The sequence below is a fragment of the Streptomyces antnestii genome (assembly GCF_004005495.1).
GTDB classification, from domain to species: domain Bacteria; phylum Actinomycetota; class Actinomycetes; order Streptomycetales; family Streptomycetaceae; genus Streptomyces; species Streptomyces antnestii.
This window is the reverse complement of record NZ_RZYA01000012.1, coordinates 18,443-39,678: the sequence shown is the minus strand read 5'-3', so window position 1 is coordinate 39,678 and position 21,236 is coordinate 18,443. Positions and strand designations below refer to the sequence as shown.

The window sequence follows — 21,236 nt, the reverse complement described above, 5'->3', positions numbered from 1 at the left end:
GGTCGGTCCGCCGACCGGCCGGTTGGTTACTGTGCAGTAGTTTCAGGGTGTAGAGACGCCCTCGGCCGACTGCGCACACCATCGGAGGCATACATGGCTTCGCTCGACACCGGAACCGGCAAGTTCGCACCGGTATTCGACAAGGACGGGGTCCGCCTCACCGTCGACGACTCCGTCGCCACGGTGACGCTGACCAACCCGGACAAGCGCAACGCCCAAAGTCCCGCTCTGTGGCGGGCGTTGGCCGCCGCCGGGCAGTCCCTGCCGGGCAGCGTGCGCGTCGTCGTGCTGCGCGCGGAGGGCCTCTCGTTCTCCGCGGGCCTCGACCGTCAGGCGTTCACGCCTGAGGGTTTCGACGGCGAGCCGTCCTTCATCGACCTGGCGCGTGGCTCCGACGACGTGCTCGACGACACCATCGCCGAGTACCAGGAGGCGTTCACCTGGTGGCGGCGCAGCGACATCGTGACCGTCGCCGCGGTGCAGGGACACGCGATCGGCGCCGGGTTCCAGCTCGCCCTCGCCTGCGATCTGCGGATCGCCGCCGAGGACGTGCAGTTCTCCATGCGCGAGACCAGCCTCGGCCTGGTGCCCGACCTCACCGGCACGCACCCCCTCGTCTCCCTCGTCGGCTACGCGCGCGCCCTGGAGATCTGCGTCACCGGCCGCTACGTCCACGCCGACGAGGCGGCCCGCATCGGCCTCGCCAACCTCGTCGTGCCCGCCGACCAGCTCGACGCCGCCACGCGCGACCTCACCGAGGCCCTCATCGCCGCGCCCCGCGACGCCGTCATCGAGACCAAGGCCCTGCTCCAGGGCGTCTCCACCCGCTCGTACGAGGAGCAGCGCGCCGCCGAGCGCGCCGCTCAGGGACGTCGGCTGCGCGACCTCGCGGGACTCGGCGACTGACGCCCGCCGCGCCGCCTCTAGTTGACGGCGGTCACCAGGACGGCCACTGACGGATGATCCGCCAGGGCCGCGGTGACCGCCGTCCGCACGTCCCGCGTCACATCGAGCACCCGCCGCCCGCCCGACACGGCCAGTTCGATCCGCACATGGCGGCGGGGCAGCGCGGCCGTGCCCTCCGGGTGTTCCCCGATGTGCACCGGGCGCCCCAGGCCACCCAGTGCGCCGGTCAGCCGTGCCACCCCCGGTACGGCCAGCGCGGCCCGCCCGGCCCGACTCTCGTCGCTGTCGGCCTCGGTCCGGCCGCTCTCGGTGACGCCGGCCTCCGCATCCGCGCCCGGCTCCGTGGCGTCGGAGACCGCCCGGCCGTCGTCAAGCAGCGCCGTCACCCGCAGGTCGACCTCCGTCACCGCGAGGCCCAGGCGGGCGGCCGCCGCCTCCGTCAGGGCCGCGCGCAGCCGGGCCGCCGCGGCGGGCAGCGGTTCGTCCGGCGCGGCCGCACACTCGGCGACGATCCTCAGCGGCCCCGGCGGCAGGGCACTCGGCGGCGCCGGCACGGCCGACTCGTACGTGCCGTGCGGGTCGGCGAGCTCGATCCGCAGGATTCCGAGGCTCACCCCCGGCACCGACCGCACCGCGCGGCGCAACGCGGGCCGCGCCGCCGACTCGGCGAGCCAGGAACCGTCACGCGGCCCGCCCAGCGGCACCAGCCTGCCCAGGCCGAGCTGGTGCCGTACTGCCTGCGTCCATCGGTCAGCGCTCATTGCTCCAGCCTGCCGTATCCCTGGCGCGCGACCGGGGAACCGCACTTAGTGTGGTCGAAAGAGCAGTTACTCCCGGAGAACGACCTGAGAGAACCTCTTCGAAAGGGACGACCCGAGATGACCGACACCGCAGAAACGACGGCCGAGGCGACCGGGGGGAAGACCAGTGTGACCAAGCGGGGCGGCGGTTCCCCCGGGACGCGAGGGCGCACCACCATCGCCGACGGTGTGGTGGAGAAGATCGCCGGCCTCGCCGCGCGGGACGTCATCGGCGTCCACACGATGGGCAGCGGCCTGTCCCGCACCTTCGGAGCCGTACGCGACCGGGTACCCGGCGGCGGCACCAAGTCCGTGTCGCGCGGCGTCAAGGCCGAGGTCGGCGAGGTGCAGACGGCCCTCGACCTGGAGATCGTCGTGGAGTACGGGGTGTCGATCGCCGACGTCGCCCGCGACGTGCGCGAGAACGTGGTCGCCGCCGTCGAGCGCATGACCGGCCTGGAGGTCGTCGAGGTCAACATCGCGGTCAGCGACGTGAAGCTGCCCGAGGAAGAGGACGAGGAGCCGGAGTCCCGGCTCCAGTAGTCATCAGCCTGCGAGCCTGCCCTGAGGAGGAGCGCTCGATGAACCTGGCCGTGATCGGCATGATCGCCGGAATGGCCCTCGGATTCGCCGGATACTTCGGTGGATTCGGGGCCTTCCTCCTGGTGGCGGCGCTCGGCGCCATCGGATTCGTCGCCGGCCGGTTCCTCGAAGGGGACCTGGAACCCGGCGAGTTCTTCCGTACGCGCGGCGACCGGCGGCGGTGACGGGTGACGACGCAGGTCGCGCCCGCCGAGCGCGGCGCGACCCGGATCGCCGACCGGGTCGTGGCGAAGATCGCCGCACAGGCGGCACGTGAGGCCCTCCCCGCGGTTCCCGCCGACGGGGCTCCGCCGCACGCCGCCGTCTCCGTACGCCATGACTCCGCCCGCGTACGGATCAGTCTCGAACTGGACTATCCCGGCGACATCGGAGCGCAGTGCGGCGCCGTGCGTCGCCAAGTCGCCGAGCGGGTAAGGGCGTTGGCGGGGATGGAGGTGCCCGAGGTGGCCGTCCAGGTGGAACGGCTGCACTCGGCGCACGACCGCGGCGGCGCCAAGGGGAGGATCCGATGAGCGAGCCCACACAGCCCGTGCCCGTCGTCGAGCGGGAGCAGGACGGGCCGGGCCGCCTCGACCAGTCGGGATCCGCGGCCACCTACACCGGGCGGCCCACGCCGGAGGGCCACGGCGCCGACGGCCGCTTCTGGTCGCCGCGCCGCATCCCCGCCGCCCTGGTCGCCGTCGTCGTCCTCGGCGCCTCCGGGATCCTGCTGTACGACGTCGCCGCCGTGCGGGCCGGGCACTCCGCGATGCACTGGCGCCGCGTCCTCGCCCGCGAACTCGCGCACCGGCCGCTGAACGACGTGTGGGTGCTGACCGGCGCCGGCGTGGCCGCAGCGCTCGGGCTCTGGCTGGTCGTGCTCGCCGTGACGCCCGGACTGCGCGCCGTCCTGCCGATGCGGCGCGCCCACACCGATGTTCGGGCCGGCCTTGACCGTGACGCCGCCGCCATGGTGCTGCGCGACCGGGCCATGCAGGTGTCGGGTGTGCAGTCCGTCCGGGTCCGGATGAAACGCCACCGGGCCGAGGTGCGGGCCGTCTCACACTTCCGCCAACTCGACGACGTACGCGCTGACTTGGACACTGTGGTCGGTGAGGCCGTCCAGGGGCTCGGGCTCACCAGGACGCCCGGCCTCTCCGTGCGGGTGGCGCGGCCCGGAAAGAAGGGGTGAGCCCGTGCTCAGGACCGTGAACCGGGTCGTCGTCGGACTTGTCGGCCTGATCCTCGTCGCGTTCGGCGGGTCCGTCCTCGCCGTCGGCCTCGGCGCGCACCCGCCGTCCTGGTGGATCTACGACGGGCGGCACGACGTGCTGCTGAGCACGGCGGACCGCGAGCGGTGGCACGACGACGGCTGGTGGTGGCCCGCCGTCATCGCCGTGCTCGCCGTCTGCGTGCTGCTCGCCCTGTGGTGGCTGGTCGCCCAGCTGCGCCGGCGCCGGCTCTCCGAGGTCCTCGTCGACACCGGGGACGGCGAGGGCGCGCTGCTGCGCGGCCGCGCGCTCGAAGGGGTGCTCGCCGGCGAGGCCGAGTCGCTCGACGGCGTCGAGCGGGCCGGGGCCCTCCTGACCGGGCGGCGCTCCACACCGCGCGTCCGTATGGGCCTGGTCCTCGCACCGCACGCGGAAGCCGGGACGGCGCTCCGGCGGATCAGCGAGGAGGCTCTCGCCCACGCACGGGACTCCGCGGGCCTCGCCGCCCTGCCGGCCGAGGTGCGGCTCCGCGCGGTCAAGCACCGCGCGGAGCGCGTGACTTAGCGCCCTAGGCGCTCTCGGTCCGGCTCAGAAGACCGGCTCAGAAGACCGGCTCAGAGGTCCGGCTCAAAATCCGTGCCGGAACCCGCCGTCCACCGGGAGCATCACACCGGTGAGGTACGACGCGGCCGGCGACAGGAAGAACGCGGCGGCGCGCCCGAACTCCTCCGGGGTGCCGTAGCGGCGCAGCGGGATCCGCGCCTCGTTGGCGGCGCGCGTCACCTCCGGGTCGGCCGAGAGCCCGTCGAGCTCACGGACCCGGTCCGTGTCGATCCGCGCGGGGAGCAGCCCGACGACACGGATGCCGCGCGGACCCAGCTCGTCCGCCAGGGACTTCGCGAACCCGGCGAGCCCGGGACGCAGACCGTTGGAGATGGTCAGGCCGGGGATCGGCTCGTGCACGGAACCGGAGAGGACGAAGCCGATGACGCCGCCCTCGCCGAGCTCGGCCGCCGCCGCGCGCGCGAGCCGCACGGCGCCGAGGAAGACCGACTCGAAGGCCGACTCCCACTGCGCGTCGGTGTTGTCCGCCACGAAGCCGGGGGCCGGCCCGCCGACGCTGATCAGTACGCCGTCGAAGCCGCCGAAGTGCTCGCGCGCGGCCGCGATCAGACGGCCCGCGACGGCGGGGTCGGCGTTGTCGGCGGCGACCCCGACGGCGTTCTCACCCAGCGCGTCCGCGGCCTCGGCCACGCGCTTCTCGTCCCGCCCGGTGATGATCACCTTCGCGCCGTCGGCCACGAGCTCACGCGCGGCGGCGTTGCCCAGGCCGCGGGTGGCGCCGGTGACGACGTAGACACGGTCCTTCAGTCCAAGATCCATGGTTCCTATCCTGCCGGACACCCCTACCCGGTCCCGAACAGGGTGTAGGCGGTGCCCACCAGACCGATGTGGCTGAACGCCTGCGGGAAGTTTCCGAGCATGCGCCGCGACACCGGGTCGTACTCCTCGGCGAGCAGGCCCACGTCGTTGCCGGTCGCCACGAGCTGTTCGAACAGCTCGCGCGCCTCCTTCGTGCGGCCCGTCAGATGCAGCGCGTCGGCGAGCCAGAACGAGCAGACGAGGAAGGTGCCCTCGCGGCCCGGGAGTCCGTCGACGCCGGTCGCCTCGGCGCTGTAGCGGCGCACCAGGCCGTTCTCGCAGAGCTCGTCGCAGATGGCCTCGACCGTGCCGACCACGCGCGGGTCGTCGGGCGGCAGGAAGCCGACGCGGGGGATCAGGAGCAGCGACGCGTCGAGCTCCGTCGAGCCGTAGAACTGCGTGAACGTGTTGCGTTCCGCGTCGAATCCGCGCGCGAGGACATCGCGGTGGATGTCGTCGCGCAGCTGCCGCATGGCGTCCAGGTCGCCCGCCAGGCCGGCGTCCTCCTCCAGGGCGGTCACGATGCGGTCCGCCGCTACCCACGCCATCACCTTGGAGTGCACGAAGTGCCGGCGCGGACCACGGACCTCCCACAGTCCCTGGTCGGGCTCGCGCCAGGCCGTGCGCAGGAACTCGATGAGCGCCAGCTGCAGCCGCCACGCGTGCGGCTCGGAGGGCATGCCCGCGCGCCGCGCCAGGGCGAGCGAGTCGATCACCTCCCCGTACACGTCGAGCTGGAGCTGGTGCACGGCGTCGTTGCCCGCGCGCACGGGGGTGGACCGGGCGTATCCGGCCAGCCACGGCAGTTCGGTCTCGGGCAGCCGGCGCTCGCCCGAGAGCCCGTACATGATCTGCAGGTCCGCCGGGTCGCCCGCGACCGCGCGCAGCAGCCACCTCCGCCACGCCTCGGCCTCGTCGAGATAGCCGGCCGACGCGAGCGCGCCGAGCGTGAGGGTCGAGTCGCGCAGCCAGCAGTACCGGTAGTCCCAGTTGCGGACGCCGCCGAGCTCCTCGGGCAGCGACGTCGTGGGCGCGGCGACGATCCCGCCGGTCGGTTCGAACGTGAGCGCCTTCAGCGTGAGCAGGGAGCGAAGGACCGCGTCCCGGTGGGGACCCTGGTAGCGGCACCGCGCCGACCATTCCTGCCACGCCTGCTCGGAGCTGCGCAGCGACTCGAGAGGGTCGATGAGGTCCGGGCGCGGCTCGTGCGACGGGTGCCAGGTCAGTACGAACGCGACCGTCTCGCCCTCCTCCACGGTGAACTCGGAGTGCGTGGCGAAGTCCTTGCCCCAGGTGCGGACGGGGGGCTCGCTGCGCAGCCACATCGAGTCGGGACCCGCGACGGCCACGCGGTGGCCGTCGGCCCGGCGCATCCACGGCACGATCGACCCGTAGTCGAAGCGCAGCCGCAGGGTGCCGCGCATCGTGACGCGGCCCCTGAGGCCCTGGACGACGCGTACGAGGTCGGGGGCCCGGTCGCGCTGCGGCATCAGGTCGGTGACCCGGACGCTGCCCTCGTCGGTGTCCCACTCCGTGTCGAGGATCAGCGTGCCGGGACGGTAGGAGCGGCGGGTGCAGTCGCCCGCGCCCTTCGGGGCGAGCCGCCAGTGGCCGTTGTCATGGCCGCCGACCAGGGACGCGAAGCACGCGGCCGAGTCGAAGCGGGGGAGACAGAGCCAGTCGACGGAGCCGGCACGTGAGACGAGGGCGGCCGTCTGCTGGTCGCCGATGAGCGCGTAGTCCTCAAGGGGTCGGTGCACGTGAGGCGGGTTCCCGGCTGACCGGGCCGCCAATCCCACCGGGGGCCGGGCGAGTGAGCGCGGGGCGGGCCCCGGCGTTCGTGTGCCCTACACCGTGGCGGGCTCGGGGCCCGCGGGGGTCTTCTCCGCCGTCGCCGCCTCCGCGCGGTCGCGGCGCTCGCGCCGTACGAGGACGACCCAGCCGACGGGGACCGCGGCCGAGAACAGCCACCACTGCACCGCGTACGCCATGTGCGGGCCGATGTCGCTGTGGTCGGGGGCGGGGATCAGCTGAGGGGTGCCGCCCTTCGGGTCCGGCGCCGTCTGCTCGATGAAGCCGCCGAGGACCTGCTCGCCGAGCGCCCTGGCCTGCTGGCCGCTGCTGATCAGCATGATCTGACGGGCCGGCAGGCCCTTGATGTTCTTGATGCCGCTCGCGGCGGTCGTCTCGTCGGCCATCAGCCGGCCGGTGACGGTGACCTCGCCGCGCGCGGGCGCCGGGATCTTCGGGAAGTCGGTCTGCGCGCCGTTGGCCGGGATCCAGCCGCGGTTGACGAGGAGCACCTTGCCGTCGTCGAGGACGAACGGGGTGAGGACGTGGAAGCCGACCTCGCTGTCGGAGTTCGTGCGGCGCCGCACGACGACCTCGTGCGCGGTGTCGAACGTCCCCTTCGCGAAGACCCGGCGGTGGATCTCGGCCCGGGGGACGGGCTTCCCGGGGGAGGTGAGCCGCTCGGCGGGCAGCGGCTTCGCGGCGAGCGCGTCACCGATCTGCTGGTTCTGCGCGACCCGGTGCTGGTGACGGTGCAGCTGCCAGAAGCCCAGCTCGATCATCGTGGGGATGAGGAGGAGGGTGATGAGGGTGAGGATCACCCACTGCCGGGACAACAGGAAGCGGTACACCCCACGACCGTACAACTCGGTCGTGGGGTGACATCACGGGGGTGTGTCCGAGGGGGCCGCAGGGGCAGTGGGTCAGACCTTGTCGACGATCCCCACCCTCCCCTCCGCGCGGGAGCAGTGCGCCCCGCAGTACCAGTGCCCGTCGACCTCTACTCCCTGGCCGACGATGCGGCACCGGCAGTGCTCGCAGATCGGCGCCATGCGGTGGATGGCGCAGGAGAAGCAGTCGAATACGTGCACCGCGCCCTGCGCGTGCACTTCGAAGGACATTCCGTAGTCGTTTCCGCAGACTTCACAACGTGCCATGCGCCACAGGGTGGGCGTCGCGGTCGCGCGGGGCGAGCGGCGGGCGGGCGAGTCGCCGCGCAATCACCCGTCTGACGCCGGGGCGACGTCCCGCAGGAGCTGCCCGAAGGCCGCCTCGTCGATGACCGGGGTCCCGAACTGCTTCGCCTTGACGGCCTTCGACGTGTACGAGTCGGGGTCGTTCGTGACGAGGAGGCTGGTGAGCCGGGACAGGCTCGTCGCGATGTGGAGTCCGGCCTCCACGGCGCGGTCCTCCAGGAGCTGGCGGTCCACGGAGGTGTCTCCGGAGAACGCCACCCGCATGCCCTGCTTGAGAGGTTTGCCCGGTTCGTAACGGCCGGGGTTCGGGTACGGGCACGGCTGCCGCTTGCGCGAGGGGCGCCAGCTGCCGCCCCCTCCGTAGGGCGTGGACGACGAGGGCGCCGAACCCTGACGGCCGATCCGCGCCGCGCCGTCCGTCCACTCGGTGAGCGGCCGGCACTCCAGGAGGGGCAGCCGCACCCCGCCGCTCGCGGCGGCCCGCAGGCTCGGCCGGAACGCCTCGGCGAGCACGCGCGCGTCGTCGAGCGCGTGGTGCGCGTTGCGCTGGACGACGCCGAAGTGGGCGGCGAGGGACTCCAGCTTGTGGTTGGGCAGCGGGAGGCCGAGCTCCTTGGACAGCGCGATGGTGCACAGCCGCTGGCGGACCGGGGCGGTGCGCTCCGCGCGGGCGTACTCGCGGGCGATCATCGACCAGTCGAAGACCGCGTTGTGCGCGACGAGCACGCGGCCGTCGAGCCGGGCCGCGAACTCCTCGGCGATGTCCTTGAAGAGGGGCGCGCCTTCGAGCACGTCGTTCGTCAGGCCGTGGATCCAGACGGGGCCGGGGTCGCGCTCGGGGTTGACCAGCGTGTACCAGTGGTCCTCGACCTCGCCCTGGGCGTCGAGCCGGTAGACGGCTGCGGAGATGATCCGGTCGTTCCGGGAGAGGCCGGTGGTCTCCACGTCGACGACCGCGTATCCCTGCGGATACGCGGCCGGCCACGGGGCGGCGGACGCGGCGGTCGTCTGGTCTTCGAGCATGGTCCATGAGGATACGGGCCACGACCGACAGTTCTGTCGCCCGGCCCCGCGGTCACGCCCGTTATGTCCGCAACAGGCCTGAGACCAGAGCCCTGACGGAGGTGTCGAACACCTTCTCCGGGTCGGCCGGCACGCTGAGCGCGCGGGCGAGCGCCGGGTCGCCCGCCGCCGTCAGCGCGCCCCACAGCTCCTCCTCGCCGGGCCGTTGCGCGGGCGCGCGCTCGCGCTGGCGCTCCACCAGGACATGGCCGACGACATGGAACTGCACGGCCCGTACGACGCCGGCGGCACGGCTGCCGTGCAGGCCCGCGGCGTGCACCTCGCGCACGAGGGCCTGCTGTGCGGGCAGGAACATCCGTTCGGTCAGGCCGCGTTCGTGCACCATCGCGACGAGGTGCGGGTGCTCGCGCAGCTGGCGGCGCAGGGCGCCGGCGACGGAGGCGACGCGCTGCTCCGGGGTGGTGCCGCGCGGGCGGATCTCCCCGAGGTCGGCGACGGTCCGCTCGACGAGGGCTTCGAGCAGGGACTCGCGGTTGCCGACGTGCCAGTAGATCGAGGTGACGGCCGTGCCGAGCTCGGCGGCGAGTTTCCGCATCGTCAGCGACTGCGGGCCCTGCTGCTTCACCAGCTTCGCGGCGGCGGCGAGCACCTGTTCCCGGTCGAGATGTGTGCGCGTGTCTTTACCCTTCACGGAAGCTGTTGTAACTGTGTTACAGAGCATCCGCAAGTGCACACCCGTCCACGCAACTCCGCGCCGACGAAGGGTGATTCGACATGGCACGCATTCGATACGGAGCGCGCACCGAGGCGGAGATCGCCGCCGCGCGCACCGCGAGCTCCAAGCTTCCCGACATCTGGTCCACCGGGGTGGTGGCCGTCTGGGAGAGCGACCCGGACGCGGTCGCCGCGGTCCTCCCGCCCCCGCTCAAGCCCACCGCGCGCCCCCTGGTGCGGGCCAACATCAGCAAGGTCGATCTGCCGGGCTACCCGCTGGGCGCGGGCTCGGTCGCCGTCGCCGCGGAGCACGGCGGCGTCGAGGGCTGGTATCCGCTCGTCATGCCGATGACCCACGAGCGGGCCCTGATCGGCGGCCGCGAGGTGTTCGGCGAACCCAAGAAACTGGGCGAGGTGACGGTCGAGCGGGACGGCCTCGTGGTGCGGGCGGCGCTGGCCCGGCACGGCATCGCCTTCGTGGAGGTGCGCGGCGCGGTGAGCGGCCCGCTGCCACTGCCCGAGCCCGCGCGGAAGACGGACTTCTACTTCAAGTTCCTTCCCGCGGTGGACGGTTCGGGCTTCGACGTGGAGCCGGTGCTCGTGCACTGCGTACGCAACGAGAAGGTCCGCAAGCTGGAGCAGGTCACCGGGGACGTGGTCCTGCGCGAGTCGATGTACGACCCGGTCGCCGATCTGCCGGTCCGCTCCCTTGTCGAGATCACCATCGGCGAGAAGACCACCGACCAGACGGGCAAGATCGTCGAACGGGTCAGCGCCCAGGCCCTGTTGCCGTACATCCACCAGCGCTACGACGACCCTCAGCAGATCCTCGACGGGCCGCCCGAGGGGAGCGTCTGATGCGGCTCGAAGCGGGACAGGTGGCCGTCGTCACGGGCGCGGCGAGCGGGATCGGGCTCGCCATGGCGCGGCGGTTCGCGGCGGACGGCCTGAAGGTCGTGCTCGCCGACGTCGAGGAGTCCGCCCTGGAGAAGGCCGCCGAGTCGCTGCGCTCGGACGGTGCGACGGTGCACGCGCGCGTGGTCGACGTGAGCGAGCGTGAGCAGGTGATGGCGCTCGCCGACGACACGTACGAGACGTTCGGCGCCTGCCATGTGCTGTGCAACAACGCGGGCGTCGGCTCGGGTGCCGAAGGCCGCATGTGGCAGCACGAACCGAATGACTGGAAGTGGGCGTTCGCCGTCAACGTGTGGGGTGTCTTCCATGGCGTCCAGGCGTTCGTGCCGCGCATGATCGCGGCCGGCGACGAGGGTCACGTCGTCAACACCTCGTCCGGGGACGGCGGGATCGCGCCCCTGCCGACGGCGTCCGTGTACGCGGTCACGAAGGCGGCAGTGGTGACGATGACCGAGTCGCTGTACGCGCATCTGAAGGCGGAGCACGCGCGCGTGGGTGCCTCGGTGCTCTTCCCCGGCCCCCACATGCTGCGTACGGGCCTGTGGGAGTCGCACCGCAACCGGCCCGAGCGGTATGCGAAGCAGCATCCCCGTAAGACGCCTTATCGCAGCCTCGACCAATGGGAGGCCGCCATGAAGGAGTCCGGGAACGAGGTGCGGTTCACGCCGGTCGAGGAAGTGGCGGACCTGGTCGCCGAGGGCGTCGCGGCCGGCCGGTTCTGGCTGCTTCCCGAGAGCGAGCACAGCGACCGGCAGATCAAGGCCAGGTCGCAGTCGATGCTGGACCGGGCCGACCCGGCGTACCTGGAGAGCTTCATTCTCGACTGAGGGGACACACGATGAGCAACGAGGATCCCTATCTGATCATCTCCTCCGACTGCCACGCCGGGCTTCCCACCGAGGAGTACCGGCCCTACCTGGACGCCCGGTTCCACCGGGACTTCGACGAGTTCCTCGCCGGACGGGACCGCCGCCGCGAGGAGATGACCCGGCTCGGGGTGCGCAACGAGGCGTTCGCGAACAAGTGGTTCACCGACAACGAGGAAGGGCTGAAGGGGGGTTGGGACGCCACCCAGCGGCTCAAGGAACTGGACGGGGACGGGGTGGCGGCCGAGGTCGTCTTCCCGGACGCGGACGCGGTCGACAGCCAGACCGCCGCGCCCTTCGGCGTCGGCCTCGGACTCTCCGGCGACCAGGACCCCGACCTGGGCATGGCGGGCGCGCAGGCGCACAACCGGTGGCTCGCCGAGTTCGTCTCCCAGAACCCCGAACGGCATTGCGGGGTCGCCCTGTTGCCCATCACCGGCGACGTGGACAAGGTCGTCGCCGAGATCCACCGCGCCAAGGAGTCCGGGCTCGGGGCGCTGATGATCCCCTCCATGTGGGTGGACAAGGCCCCCTACCACGACCCCCGCTACGACCCGATCTGGGCGGCGGCCGCCGAGACCGGCATGCCGATGGTCACCCACTCCGGCGCGGCCCCGCGCCACGAGTACGGCGACCACCTGGGCATCTACGTCTCCGAGGTCACCTGGTGGCCCGCGCGGCCGCTCTGGTTCCTGTTGTGGGCGGGCGTCTTCGAGCGCCACCCCGGACTCAAGTTCGGTGTGGCGGAGTCGGGTTGCTGGTGGCTGCCCAACCTGCTCTGGTTCATGGACCGGCTCTATCTGGGCGCGCACGGCGGCAAGAAGCTCTCCCCGTTCGCGGAGCTGAAGCGTCCGCCGCACGAGTACCTGGACCGCCAGGTGTTCATCTGCGCCACCAACACCAAGCGCCGCGAGCTCGCCCAGCGCTACGAGATCGGCGTCGACAACATCCTCTGGGGCAGCGACTTCCCGCACCCCGAGGGCACCTGGCCGGACACCCGCGCGTGGCTGCGGAGGACCTTCCACGACATCCCGGTCGCGGAGACCCGCAGGATGCTGGGCCTGGCCGCCGCGGAGGTGTTCGGCTTCGACACGGACAAGCTGGCCCCGCTGGCCCGCCGTATCGGGCCGACCCCCGCCGATCTCGGGCAGGACGCCGACCAGAGCGCCGTCGAGGCCTCCTGGGCGCGCTCGCGCGACGTGGGCCGCCACTGGCTGACCGACCACGACTTCCCGACCCTCGGAGTGACCCCATGAGCGACCGCTACACGGTCATCTCCGCCGACTGCCACGCGGGCGCCGACCTCCTCGACTACCGGCCCTACCTGGAGTCCCGCCACCACGACGCGTTCGACGCGTGGGCGGCCACGTACGTCAACCCGTACGCCGACCTGCTCGCGGACACGGCCGACCGCAACTGGAACTCCGAGCGCCGGGTCGCCGAACTGGAGGCGGACGGGATCGTCGCGGAGGTCGTCTTCCCGAACACGATCCCGCCGTTCTTCCCGTCCGCGTCCCTGATGGCCCCGGCGCCCACGCGGGAGGAGTTCGAGCGGCGCTGGGCGGGCCTGCGCGCGCACAACCGCTGGCTCGCCGACTTCTGCGCCGCGGCTCCCGGGCGCCGGGCGGGCGTCTTCCAGATCCTCCTCAACGACGTCGACGAGGCCGTCAAGGAGATCCGGTGGGCCGCGGCCGCCGGGCTCAAGGGCGGCCTCCTGCTGCCCGGCACACCGCCGGGTTCGGGCCTGCCCGAGCTGCACTCGGCGGTGTACGACCCGATCTGGGCCGCCTGCGCCGAGCTCGGCGTGCCGGTCAATCACCACGCCGGCTCGGCGTCCCCGCCGCTCGGCGACGAACCGGCCGCGCGCGCCGTGTTCATGGTGGAGACGACGTGGTTCTCGCACCGCGCGCTGTGGCACCTGGTCTTCGGTGGCGCGTTCCGCCGGCACCCGGAGCTGAAACTGGTCCTGACCGAACAGGGCTCGGGCTGGATCCCCGGGGTCCTGGACATGCTGGACTACTACCACGGGCGTCTCGTGGCCGCCTCGACGCGGGCGGACACGGCGGAGTCCAAGTTCGGTGCGGGGCTCGCCGATTCGATGGGCAAGGGGCCCTCCGAGGTGTGGCGGGACAACTGCTACGTGGGGGCCAGTTTCATGCGCCCGCACGAGGTGCCGCTGCGCGCCCGCATCGGCCTCGACAAGATCATGTGGGGCAGTGACTACCCGCACGACGAGGGCACGTACCCGTACACGCGCGAAGGTCTGCGGGTCGCGTACGCGGGGCTGCCGCGTGACGAGATCGCGGCGATGGCCGGCGGCAACGCGGCCCGCGTCTACGGGTTCGACCTGGGCCTGCTCGACCCGATCGCCGCCCGCGTCGGACCGACCGTCCAGGAACTGGACGAACCCCTCAAGGAGCCACCGGAGGACGCGACCAGCCCGGTGTTCGCCCGTGGTGGGTCGGTTCGGATCTGGTGACCCGCGGTGCGATGCTCTTCGCGTGACTGACGAAGTGCAGGACGCACCGCACGAGGAGTCCCACGGCGGCGCGCTCGGAGCGCGGCTCAACTGGCTGCGCGCCGCCGTGCTCGGGGCCAACGACGGGGTGGTGTCCACCGCCGGGCTCGTCGTCGGCGTGGCCGGCGCCACCGAGAACCGCGGCACACTCCTGACGGCGGGCCTGGCGGGACTCCTCGCCGGCTCCATGTCGATGGCGGCGGGGGAGTACGTCTCCGTGTCCACGCAGCGTGACTCGGAGAAGGCGGCGCTCGCCCAGGAGAAACGGGAGCTGCGCGAGGAACCCGAGGCCGAACTCTTGGAGCTGACCGGCCTGTTGGAGGATCGCGGGCTGAGCCCCGAGGTGGCGCGGGAAGCCGCCGTACAGCTCACCAGGCGCGACGCGCTGCGGGCGCACGCGCGCGTGGAGCTCGGGATCGACCCCGACGAGCTCACCAACCCCTGGCACGCCGCCTGGGCGAGCTTCCTCGCCTTCACCGTGGGCGCGCTGCTCCCGCTGCTCGCGATCGTCCTGCCGCCGAGCGGCTGGCGCCTGCCTGTCACGGTGGTCTCCGTGCTCGCCGCGCTCGCCGCCACCGGCTGGAGCAGCGCGCGGATGGGCTCGGCTGCGGTGCGGCCCGCGGTGTGGCGCAACATGGCGGGCGGGGCGCTCGCGATGGCCGTGACGTACGGGGCGGGGTCGCTGCTCGGGGCGGCCGGGGTGTGACGGGCACTGGGGGTGTGATGAGCGCCGGAAGATCAATGGCGGAAGGCGCCAACAACTCGCGTCTTACCCTCGGTAATACTTGTCGGTAACAACCCCTAGCCCTCACCGACCAGGAGCCCTACGGTGCAGGCATGTCGCCGAACCTGCCCGATGTCGTGCTCTGGTCGATCCCGGCCTTCGTGCTGCTCACCGTCCTGGAGATCGTGAGCGTACGCATCCATCCCGATGAGGACGCCGCGGGTTACGAGGTCAAGGACGCCGCGACCAGCATCGGCATGGGGCTCGGCAGCCTCGTCTTCGACTTCCTGTGGAAGATCCCGATCGTCGCGATCTACACGGCGGTCTACGAGCTGACGCCGCTGCGCGTGCCCGTCCTGTGGTGGACGATCCCCCTGATGCTGCTCGCGCAGGACTTCTTCTACTACTGGTCGCACCGCGAGCACCACGTCATCCGCATCCTGTGGGCGTGCCACGTCGTGCACCACTCCAGCCGCAAGTTCAACCTCTCGACCGCGCTGCGCCAGCCGTGGACGACGCTCACGGTGTGGCCGTTCTACGTGCCGCTCATCGCGCTGGGCGTGCACCCCGCGGCGGTCGCGTTCTGCTCGTCGGTCAGCCTCGTGTACCAGTTCTGGATCCACACCGAGCGCATCGACAAGCTGCCCCGCCCCTTCGAGTTCGTCCTCAACACCCCCTCCCACCACCGCGTCCACCACGCCTCCCAGGGCGGCTACCTGGACCGCAACTTCGGCGGCATCCTCATCGTCTGGGACCGGCTCTTCCGCTCGTTCGTGCCCGAGGTCGAGCGGCCCGTGTTCGGCCTGACCAAGAACATCGACACGTACAACCCGCTCCGGGTCGCCACCCACGAGTACGCGGCCATCGCCAGGGACCTCAGGGCGGCCACCAGCTGGCGCGAGCGCGGCGGCAGGGTGTTCGGCGGGCCGGGCTGGCAGCCGGGGCCCGTCCGGGCGGCGCGGGCCGACGAGACGGGTACGGGTACGGGCGCGGCGCCGGAGAAGGCCGCCGAGGGCGCCGCGTGACTCCGGCTCCCGGTCCCGCCCCGGCCCGTGAGCGCGCGGCGCGCCTGCTGCTCGCCGCCTTCGTCCTGGTGACCGCCGTCGACCTGGTGGCCCTCCTCGCGGGGGCCCACGCCCCGCACACCGTGGCCAAACCGCTCCTCATGCCGCTGCTCGCCGGGTACGTCGCCGTGCGCCGCGGCCCCCGGCTCCTGATCGCGGCCCTGCTGTTCGGCTGGGGCGGCGACGTCCTGCTGCTCCTCCACGCCGACGTCGCCTTCCTCGCCGGGATGGGGTCCTTCGCGGCGGGACACGTCTGCTACCTCGTCCTCTTCAAGCGCCACGGCACCGCACGCGCGCGTGGCCGGCTGCTCGCCGCCGCGTACGGCGTCGCGCTCGTCACGACCGTGGCGCTCCTGTGGCCCGACCTGCCGGCCGACATGCGCGGGCCCGTCGCCGGATACAGCCTGCTCCTGACCGCGATGGCGTACGGCTCGTCGCGCCTGGGCCGCACCGCCGGGTGGGGCGGCGCGCTGTTCCTGCTGTCCGACACCCTCATCGCCACCGGGGTCGCCGACTGGCCGCAGCTCCCGCGCCCCGACTTCTGGGTGATGCTCACCTACCTCGCGGCCCAGTACCTCCTGGCCCGCGGCGCCCTGGGGGCCCTCGGCGCGCCCTCCGCACCGGCGGCGGCGTACGGTGAAAGGAACCCGAGCCTCACCTGAGACGCCCCGCACGCGATCCGTCAGCGGCGCCTCTGACCAGCACGAAGGACCCCCACACATGCGCGCCACCACCATCCACGCACCGTTCGACATGCGCGTGGAGAACGTGCCGGAACCCGTCGTCCAGCTCCCCACCGACGCCGTCGTCCGGGTCCTGCGGGCCTGCATCTGCGGCAGCGACCTCTGGGCCTACCGCGGCGAGGCGGCCCGGCAGCCCGGCCAGCGCATCGGACACGAGTTCCTCGGCATCGTCGAGGAGACCGGCTCCGAGGTGACGGGCGTGCGGCGCGGCGACCTGGTCGTGGCCCCCTTCATGTGGTCCGACGGCGTCTGCGACTACTGCGCCGAGGGCCTCACCACCTCCTGCGAGCACGGCGGCTTCTGGGGCGCGGTCGGTTACGACGGCGGCCAGGGCGAAGCCGTCCGCGTCCCGTACGCCGACGGCACCCTCGTCCAGCTGCCCGCCGACGCCGCCTCCGACGACCACCTCCTGTCCGCCCTGCTCACGCTCTCCGACGTCATGGGCACCGGCCACCACGCCGCGCTCGGCGCGGGCGCGCGCGAGGGCGCCACGGTCGCCGTCGTCGGTGACGGCGCCGTCGGCCTGTGCGGGGTCCTCGCCGCCAAGCGGCTCGGCGCCGAGCGGATCATCGCCCTCGGCCGCCACCAGGTCCGCACCGACATCGCGCGCCGCTTCGGCGCCACCGACGTCGTCGCGGAGCGCGGCGACGCGGCGATCGAGGCCGTCCGCGAGCTGACCCGTGGCCAGGGCGCCCACGCCGTGATCGAGGCCGTCGGCACCCAGCAGTCCATGAGCACGGCCGTGAACATCACGCGCGACGGCGGCGCCATCGGCTTCGTCGGCGTGCCGCACGGCAGCGGCACCGGACTCGACCTCAGCGTCATGTTCGACCGGAACATCGCGCTGCGCGGCGGCGTCGCGCCCGTGCGGACGTACATCCCGCAGCTGCTGCCCGACATCCTCGACGGCACGATCGACCCGTCCCCGGTCTTCGACCTGACGGTCGGCCTCGAAGGCGTCCCCGACGGCTACAAGGCGATGGACCAGCGCACCGCGCTCAAGGTGCTGGTCACCAACTGACGCCCCGCGCGCGGGGGTTCACGACCAGCGGATCGGGAGCGGCAGCGCGGTCGGGACGGCCGACACGGCGACCACCACGGCCAGGGCCGTGACCTCGGTACGCGCGGGCACGCACGTGGCCCCCAGATCGCGCTGGCCGCGCAGCCGGCGCTGCGCGGCCGACACGGCGACCACCACGGCCAGGGTGGCGACCTCCGTACGCGCGGGCACGTAGGCGGCCGTGAGGTCGCCCCGGCCGCGAAGGCGGCGCCGCCGCGAGGAGACGCCGGTGTCGCGCTCGGCGGGCGCGGGAGGATCGGTGGCCGTTCGCGGGGAGTTCACCGCGAGATGTTCACCAGTCCCCACAGACCCGGGCAAGTCCGGGAAAACAACTGACGCAGCACCATTCCGCCTGAAGGCCAGCCTTCAGCCATGCCGCCACTCGGCGCGCGAACGTGACCCCGCCCCCCCCCGGACGGGTGAGCGCAGTTGGCGTGGCCCTCGCGTCAGCTTCCGTGCCGCTACTCGGGCGCGACGTGACCCCGCCCCGGGATGGGTGGGCTCAGTTGGTGTGGTCCCGCGCCGTGAGCACCCGGCGTCAGCTTCCGTGCCGCTACTCGGGCGCGACGTGACCCCGCCCCGGGATGGGTGGGCTCAGTTGGTGTGATCCCGCGCCGTGAGCACCCGGCGTCAGCCTCCATGCCGCCACTCGGGCGCGTCGGTCCCCCAACATCCCGACGGGCGCGCCCAGTTGACAGGGCCTCCGGTGAAGGCGGCCGGTGGCAGCACGTGCCGCAGTCGACCCACGGCACTGTCGGTCTCGGTCAGCCAGCGGGCCGGGTCCTTGGGGTCGTACGTGTCGGTGGCCGCGGCCTCGCCGTGCGCGAGACCCGGTGTCAGCCCCGGTGCCAGCCTCCGTGTCAGCCCCCGCGTCAGCCACCGTGCCGTCCCCGCGAGCGCGAGCCGCGCCGCGCGCGTGCCGCCCGTGTCCAACTGCTCGGTGACGGCGCGCAGTACGGCCGCCGCGAGGAGGTACCCCGTGCCGTGGTCCAGCGCCTGCGCGGGCAGCGCCCCCGGCTGCTCGGCGGACCCCTCCACCGCCGCGATGCCCGTGGCCACCTGCACCACGCTGTCGAAGCCGCGCCGCCCGCCCCACGGCCCGTACGCGCCCCACGCGGACAGCTGCGCCACCACGATCCCCGGGCGGCGCGAGGCCAGCGCCTCGGGGGCGAGGCCGAACCGGTCGAGCGCGCCGGGCCGGTAGCCGGTCACGACGGCGTCCGCGCCCGCGAGCAGGTCGTCGAAGACGCGTCGGTCCGCCGCGGCCGTCAGATCGAGCCGCGTGGACCGCTTCCCGAACCCGGTGTCCGCGTGCGCGTCCGGATCCTCCGGCAGCTGCGGGGCGTCGACGCGCAGCACGTCCGCGCCGAACAGGGCGAGAGTGCGCGTGGCGACCGGCCCGCCCGTGACCCGCGTCAGGTCGAGGACGCGCAGGCCGGACGCGGGCAGCAGCGGGTCGCCCGTGAGCGGGGGCAGCGACCGGGGCGCCGCCTTGTCGAGCCGTTCCCGGTCGAGCAGCGGCCGCGCGGCGATCGCCGCTCCCTGAGGGTGCGCGGCCCACTCGTCCATGGTCCGCAGGGCGACGGCCAGGCCCCCGGCGGCGTACACGGTCACCTCGACCTCGGCGGCGGAGCGCTCCGCCAGCAGCGCGGCGACCCGCTCCACGGACGCGTCGTCGCCGAGCCCGAGCGCGGCCAGGAGCCGTGCCCGGTGGTGCGGATAGTTGGCGTGGGTGCGCAGCCACCCGTCCGCCGTGCGCCAGAACCGGGACAGCGGCGCGAAGTTGACACTCGCGCGCCCGTCGATCAGCAGATGCCGCTCGCTGACGAACGAGGTGGCCAGGGCGCCGTCGTCGAGGGCGACCCGCGGCACGGGCCGCCCGGTGCGCCGCGCGGCCAGCTCGGCCGCGGCCAGCGAGCACGCGCCCACGCACGCGCGTGCCAGGTCGATCACGGGCAGCCGCGCGCGCAGCGCCCCTTCCCGTACGACGGACGTGATGTGCGAGGTCAGGGCCGGGTCGCCGCCGAGCGCCGCCCAGGCCGCCCGCGTTCCCTCATCCACCGGTGCATGTGTCATGCGGGCACTATCGCGCACGGCCTCCGCAGCGACACAGGTGGGCCGGGCGCAGCGCCCGGCCCACCTGAACTGCCCTGCTGAAGCGGCTACTTGGTCACGGCGTCCAGGGCGTCGGCGATGCCGTGCCCGTAGAAACCGTTCTTGTTCCTGCCGCCCTCGCACACCGCGTCGACCTTGCCGTCGCCGTCGATGTCGTACGGGTCGGTGCACGGCGTCGCGTCGGCCTGCGCGTACAGGAGCGCCTTCACCGCGTCCGCCGAGGCGTGCGGGTGGGTCGACTTGATGAGCGCGGCGACGCCGGCGACGTGCGGGGACGCCATCGACGTACCGGCCATGTACTGCCACTTGCCGCCCGGCACCGGGCCGAGGATCAGGCCGCTCACGGCGGGCGGGGCCGGCATCTGGTACTTCGTCGAGTCGCCGCCGGGGGCCGCGATGTCGATGATGCCCTGACCGTAGTTGGAGAAGGACGACTTGAGGCCCTTGGCGCCCGTCGCCGCGACCGTGACGACACCCGGCAGCTGGGTCGGGATGTCGAAGCACTTGGACGGGTCGATCACGCGGCCGCCGGGCGTCGTGTCGTTCGGGCTCGACGGGTCGGTGATCTTGTCGGAGGCGAGGTCGTAGTTCTCGTTGCCGGCCGCCGCGACGTTCACGGCGCCCTTCTTCTCCGCGTACTGCGAGGCCCGCGCGACGGCCTTGACCAGGGCCTTCTGGTCCGGGTCGTCGGTGCAGTTGAAGTACCAGGGGTCGGTGTAATAGCTGTTGTTGGTGACGTCGACGCCGTGTTCGGCCGCGAACATGAAGCCGCACACCACGGCCTCTGTGTAGAAGAAGCCGTCCGGGTTGCCGACCTTGATGCCGGACACCTTCACGCCCGGGGCGACACCCGTGATGCCGACGCCGTTCTTGGCGCCCGCGATCTCACCCGCGACGTGCGTGCCGTGCGGGCTCTCGGCCGCGGTGGGACGCCAGGACCCCGCCGTGGTGTCCGGCTTGCCCGACACACAGTTCGCGGACGCCGCGCGGTCGAAGTTCGGCGCGATGTCGGGGTGGGTGTCGTCGACGCCGGTGTCGATCACGGCGACGGTGACGTCCCTGCTGCCCAGGGACTTCTCGTGCGCCTTGTCCGCCTTGATGGCGGGCAGGTCCCACTGCAACGGCTCCAGCGGGTCCTGGCCGGCCGTGGCCTCGCCCGCGGCGGCCTTGACCTGCGCCGCGGTCAGCGCCTTCGGGGTGCCGACGTCGGTCGTCGACTGGGCGGGCAGCGGCGCGGTGCGCGTGGCACCCGCCGACTCGACCCCGCGGGCCCCGCGGATCGTCTTCGCGAAGTCCGGGTTCGAGGAGTGCGCGACGATGACACCGATCTTGTCGTACGCGATGACGACGGTGCCGCCGGCCGCGGCGATCTCCTTCTGAACCCCTGAACTACCAGCCCCAGGGCGGACGTTGACGACATAGCTGAGCGAGGGGCCGCTCGTCGCGGCCGGGGCCGCCTGCGGTGCCCGGCCGGCGGCCGAGGCCGTCACGTTCGGCAGGAACGCGAGCGCCGTGGCCATGGCCATCCCGGCCGGGACGGCTATGGAACGGCGGAGGGTGCGAGAGCGCGCGAGAGGCGCCGTCAT

24 protein-coding genes are annotated in these 21,236 nt (G+C 72.9%); 14 read left to right on the top strand and 10 right to left on the bottom strand.

Going from position 1 to position 21,236, the window contains the following annotated elements; translation table 11 throughout:
* Window positions 1-93: 93 nt before the first annotated feature.
* Entirely contained in the window at window positions 94-906 is an 813-nt protein-coding gene (locus tag EOT10_RS23900) for an enoyl-CoA hydratase/isomerase family protein (RefSeq protein WP_127830367.1), read from the top strand.
* A gap of 17 nt (window positions 907-923) precedes the next feature.
* Here the strand turns inward: EOT10_RS23900 and EOT10_RS41380 are convergent, their stop codons facing one another.
* Window positions 924-1,667: an Asp23/Gls24 family envelope stress response protein gene (locus EOT10_RS41380; RefSeq protein ID WP_189492000.1), complete on the bottom strand. Its 744-nt coding sequence runs from the start codon at window positions 1,665-1,667 to the stop codon at window positions 924-926.
* A gap of 117 nt (window positions 1,668-1,784) precedes the next feature.
* Between EOT10_RS41380 and EOT10_RS23890 the strand changes: the two genes are divergently transcribed.
* Genes EOT10_RS23890 through amaP form a run of 5 tightly spaced genes read left to right on the top strand, consistent with a single transcriptional unit; the run spans window position 1,785 to window position 4,063 of the window.
* A complete protein-coding gene (locus EOT10_RS23890; RefSeq protein WP_127830365.1) occupies window positions 1,785-2,249 on the top strand; it encodes an Asp23/Gls24 family envelope stress response protein in 465 nt (154 codons plus the stop codon).
* Window positions 2,250-2,287: 38 nt separating this feature from the next.
* Complete coding sequence (locus EOT10_RS23885; protein WP_127830364.1) at window positions 2,288-2,473, top strand: hypothetical protein; 186 nt, start codon at window positions 2,288-2,290, stop codon at window positions 2,471-2,473.
* Between the two features lie 3 nt (window positions 2,474-2,476).
* Window positions 2,477-2,821: an Asp23/Gls24 family envelope stress response protein gene (locus EOT10_RS23880; protein ID WP_127830363.1), complete on the top strand. Its 345-nt coding sequence runs from the start codon at window positions 2,477-2,479 to the stop codon at window positions 2,819-2,821.
* Window positions 2,818-3,480 (top strand): DUF6286 domain-containing protein, encoded by a 663-nt coding sequence (locus EOT10_RS23875; protein WP_127830362.1) that lies wholly within the window; start codon window positions 2,818-2,820, stop codon window positions 3,478-3,480. Before EOT10_RS23880 ends, EOT10_RS23875 begins: the two co-directional genes overlap by 4 nt.
* A 4-nt stretch (window positions 3,481-3,484) precedes the next feature.
* Window positions 3,485-4,063 (top strand): alkaline shock response membrane anchor protein AmaP, encoded by a 579-nt coding sequence (amaP, locus tag EOT10_RS23870; RefSeq protein ID WP_127830361.1) that lies wholly within the window; start codon window positions 3,485-3,487, stop codon window positions 4,061-4,063.
* Window positions 4,064-4,126: 63 nt separating this feature from the next.
* Here the strand turns inward: amaP and EOT10_RS23865 are convergent, their stop codons facing one another.
* The 6 genes from EOT10_RS23865 to EOT10_RS23840 all read right to left on the bottom strand — a co-directional run bounded on the left by EOT10_RS23865 (window position 4,127) and on the right by EOT10_RS23840 (window position 9,622).
* A complete protein-coding gene (locus tag EOT10_RS23865; protein ID WP_127830360.1) occupies window positions 4,127-4,882 on the bottom strand; it encodes an SDR family oxidoreductase in 756 nt (251 codons plus the stop codon).
* 23 nt (window positions 4,883-4,905) lie between these two features.
* The gene (locus EOT10_RS23860) at window positions 4,906-6,681 is read right to left on the bottom strand and encodes a glycoside hydrolase family 15 protein (protein WP_127830359.1); all 1,776 of its coding nucleotides are present in this window, start codon (window positions 6,679-6,681) and stop codon (window positions 4,906-4,908) included.
* 87 nt (window positions 6,682-6,768) lie between these two features.
* Complete coding sequence (locus EOT10_RS23855) at window positions 6,769-7,563, bottom strand: SURF1 family cytochrome oxidase biogenesis protein (RefSeq protein WP_127830358.1); 795 nt, start codon at window positions 7,561-7,563, stop codon at window positions 6,769-6,771.
* 72 nt (window positions 7,564-7,635) lie between these two features.
* A complete protein-coding gene (locus tag EOT10_RS23850) occupies window positions 7,636-7,869 on the bottom strand; it encodes a hypothetical protein (RefSeq protein ID WP_127830357.1) in 234 nt (77 codons plus the stop codon).
* 63 nt (window positions 7,870-7,932) lie between these two features.
* The gene (locus EOT10_RS23845) at window positions 7,933-8,931 is read right to left on the bottom strand and encodes a DEDDh family exonuclease (protein WP_127830356.1); all 999 of its coding nucleotides are present in this window, start codon (window positions 8,929-8,931) and stop codon (window positions 7,933-7,935) included.
* Window positions 8,932-8,992: 61 nt separating this feature from the next.
* A complete protein-coding gene (locus EOT10_RS23840; protein WP_223281166.1) occupies window positions 8,993-9,622 on the bottom strand; it encodes a TetR/AcrR family transcriptional regulator in 630 nt (209 codons plus the stop codon).
* 83 nt (window positions 9,623-9,705) lie between these two features.
* On the opposite strand from EOT10_RS23840, the gene EOT10_RS23835 reads away from it, so the two are divergent.
* The 8 genes from EOT10_RS23835 to EOT10_RS23800 all read left to right on the top strand — a co-directional run bounded on the left by EOT10_RS23835 (window position 9,706) and on the right by EOT10_RS23800 (window position 17,496).
* Window positions 9,706-10,503 carry an acetoacetate decarboxylase family protein gene (locus EOT10_RS23835; protein WP_127830354.1) on the top strand — a complete coding sequence of 266 codons (798 nt, stop codon included), beginning with the start codon at window positions 9,706-9,708 and terminating at the stop codon, window positions 10,501-10,503.
* Window positions 10,503-11,387, top strand: coding sequence for an SDR family NAD(P)-dependent oxidoreductase (locus EOT10_RS23830; RefSeq protein ID WP_127830353.1), 885 nt, complete (start codon window positions 10,503-10,505; stop codon window positions 11,385-11,387). The genes EOT10_RS23835 and EOT10_RS23830 overlap by 1 nt, the downstream gene beginning before the upstream one ends.
* Window positions 11,388-11,398: 11 nt before the next feature.
* Window positions 11,399-12,682 carry an amidohydrolase family protein gene (locus EOT10_RS23825; protein WP_127830352.1) on the top strand — a complete coding sequence of 428 codons (1,284 nt, stop codon included), beginning with the start codon at window positions 11,399-11,401 and terminating at the stop codon, window positions 12,680-12,682.
* The gene (locus EOT10_RS23820) at window positions 12,679-13,905 is read left to right on the top strand and encodes an amidohydrolase family protein (protein WP_127830351.1); all 1,227 of its coding nucleotides are present in this window, start codon (window positions 12,679-12,681) and stop codon (window positions 13,903-13,905) included. The genes EOT10_RS23825 and EOT10_RS23820 overlap by 4 nt, the downstream gene beginning before the upstream one ends.
* Window positions 13,906-13,927: 22 nt before the next feature.
* Window positions 13,928-14,650, top strand: coding sequence for a VIT1/CCC1 transporter family protein (locus tag EOT10_RS23815; protein WP_189491997.1), 723 nt, complete (start codon window positions 13,928-13,930; stop codon window positions 14,648-14,650).
* Window positions 14,651-14,781: 131 nt separating this feature from the next.
* On the top strand, window positions 14,782-15,693 hold the full coding sequence (locus tag EOT10_RS23810) for a sterol desaturase family protein (RefSeq protein WP_127830350.1): 912 nt from the start codon (window positions 14,782-14,784) through the stop codon (window positions 15,691-15,693).
* Window positions 15,690-16,394: a lysoplasmalogenase gene (locus EOT10_RS23805; protein WP_127830349.1), complete on the top strand. Its 705-nt coding sequence runs from the start codon at window positions 15,690-15,692 to the stop codon at window positions 16,392-16,394. Before EOT10_RS23810 ends, EOT10_RS23805 begins: the two co-directional genes overlap by 4 nt.
* A gap of 58 nt (window positions 16,395-16,452) precedes the next feature.
* Window positions 16,453-17,496: a zinc-dependent alcohol dehydrogenase family protein gene (locus EOT10_RS23800; protein WP_127830348.1), complete on the top strand. Its 1,044-nt coding sequence runs from the start codon at window positions 16,453-16,455 to the stop codon at window positions 17,494-17,496.
* Between the two features lie 18 nt (window positions 17,497-17,514).
* Here EOT10_RS23800 and EOT10_RS23795 read toward each other — a convergent pair whose 3' ends face one another.
* The 3 genes from EOT10_RS23795 to EOT10_RS23785 all read right to left on the bottom strand — a co-directional run bounded on the left by EOT10_RS23795 (window position 17,515) and on the right by EOT10_RS23785 (window position 21,236).
* Window positions 17,515-17,817 carry a hypothetical protein gene (locus EOT10_RS23795; protein WP_127830347.1) on the bottom strand — a complete coding sequence of 101 codons (303 nt, stop codon included), beginning with the start codon at window positions 17,815-17,817 and terminating at the stop codon, window positions 17,515-17,517.
* A gap of 348 nt (window positions 17,818-18,165) precedes the next feature.
* The gene (locus EOT10_RS23790) at window positions 18,166-19,611 is read right to left on the bottom strand and encodes a CoA transferase (RefSeq protein WP_127830346.1); all 1,446 of its coding nucleotides are present in this window, start codon (window positions 19,609-19,611) and stop codon (window positions 18,166-18,168) included.
* Between the two features lie 86 nt (window positions 19,612-19,697).
* Window positions 19,698-21,236, bottom strand: coding sequence for a S8 family serine peptidase (locus EOT10_RS23785; RefSeq protein ID WP_127830345.1), 1,539 nt, complete (start codon window positions 21,234-21,236; stop codon window positions 19,698-19,700).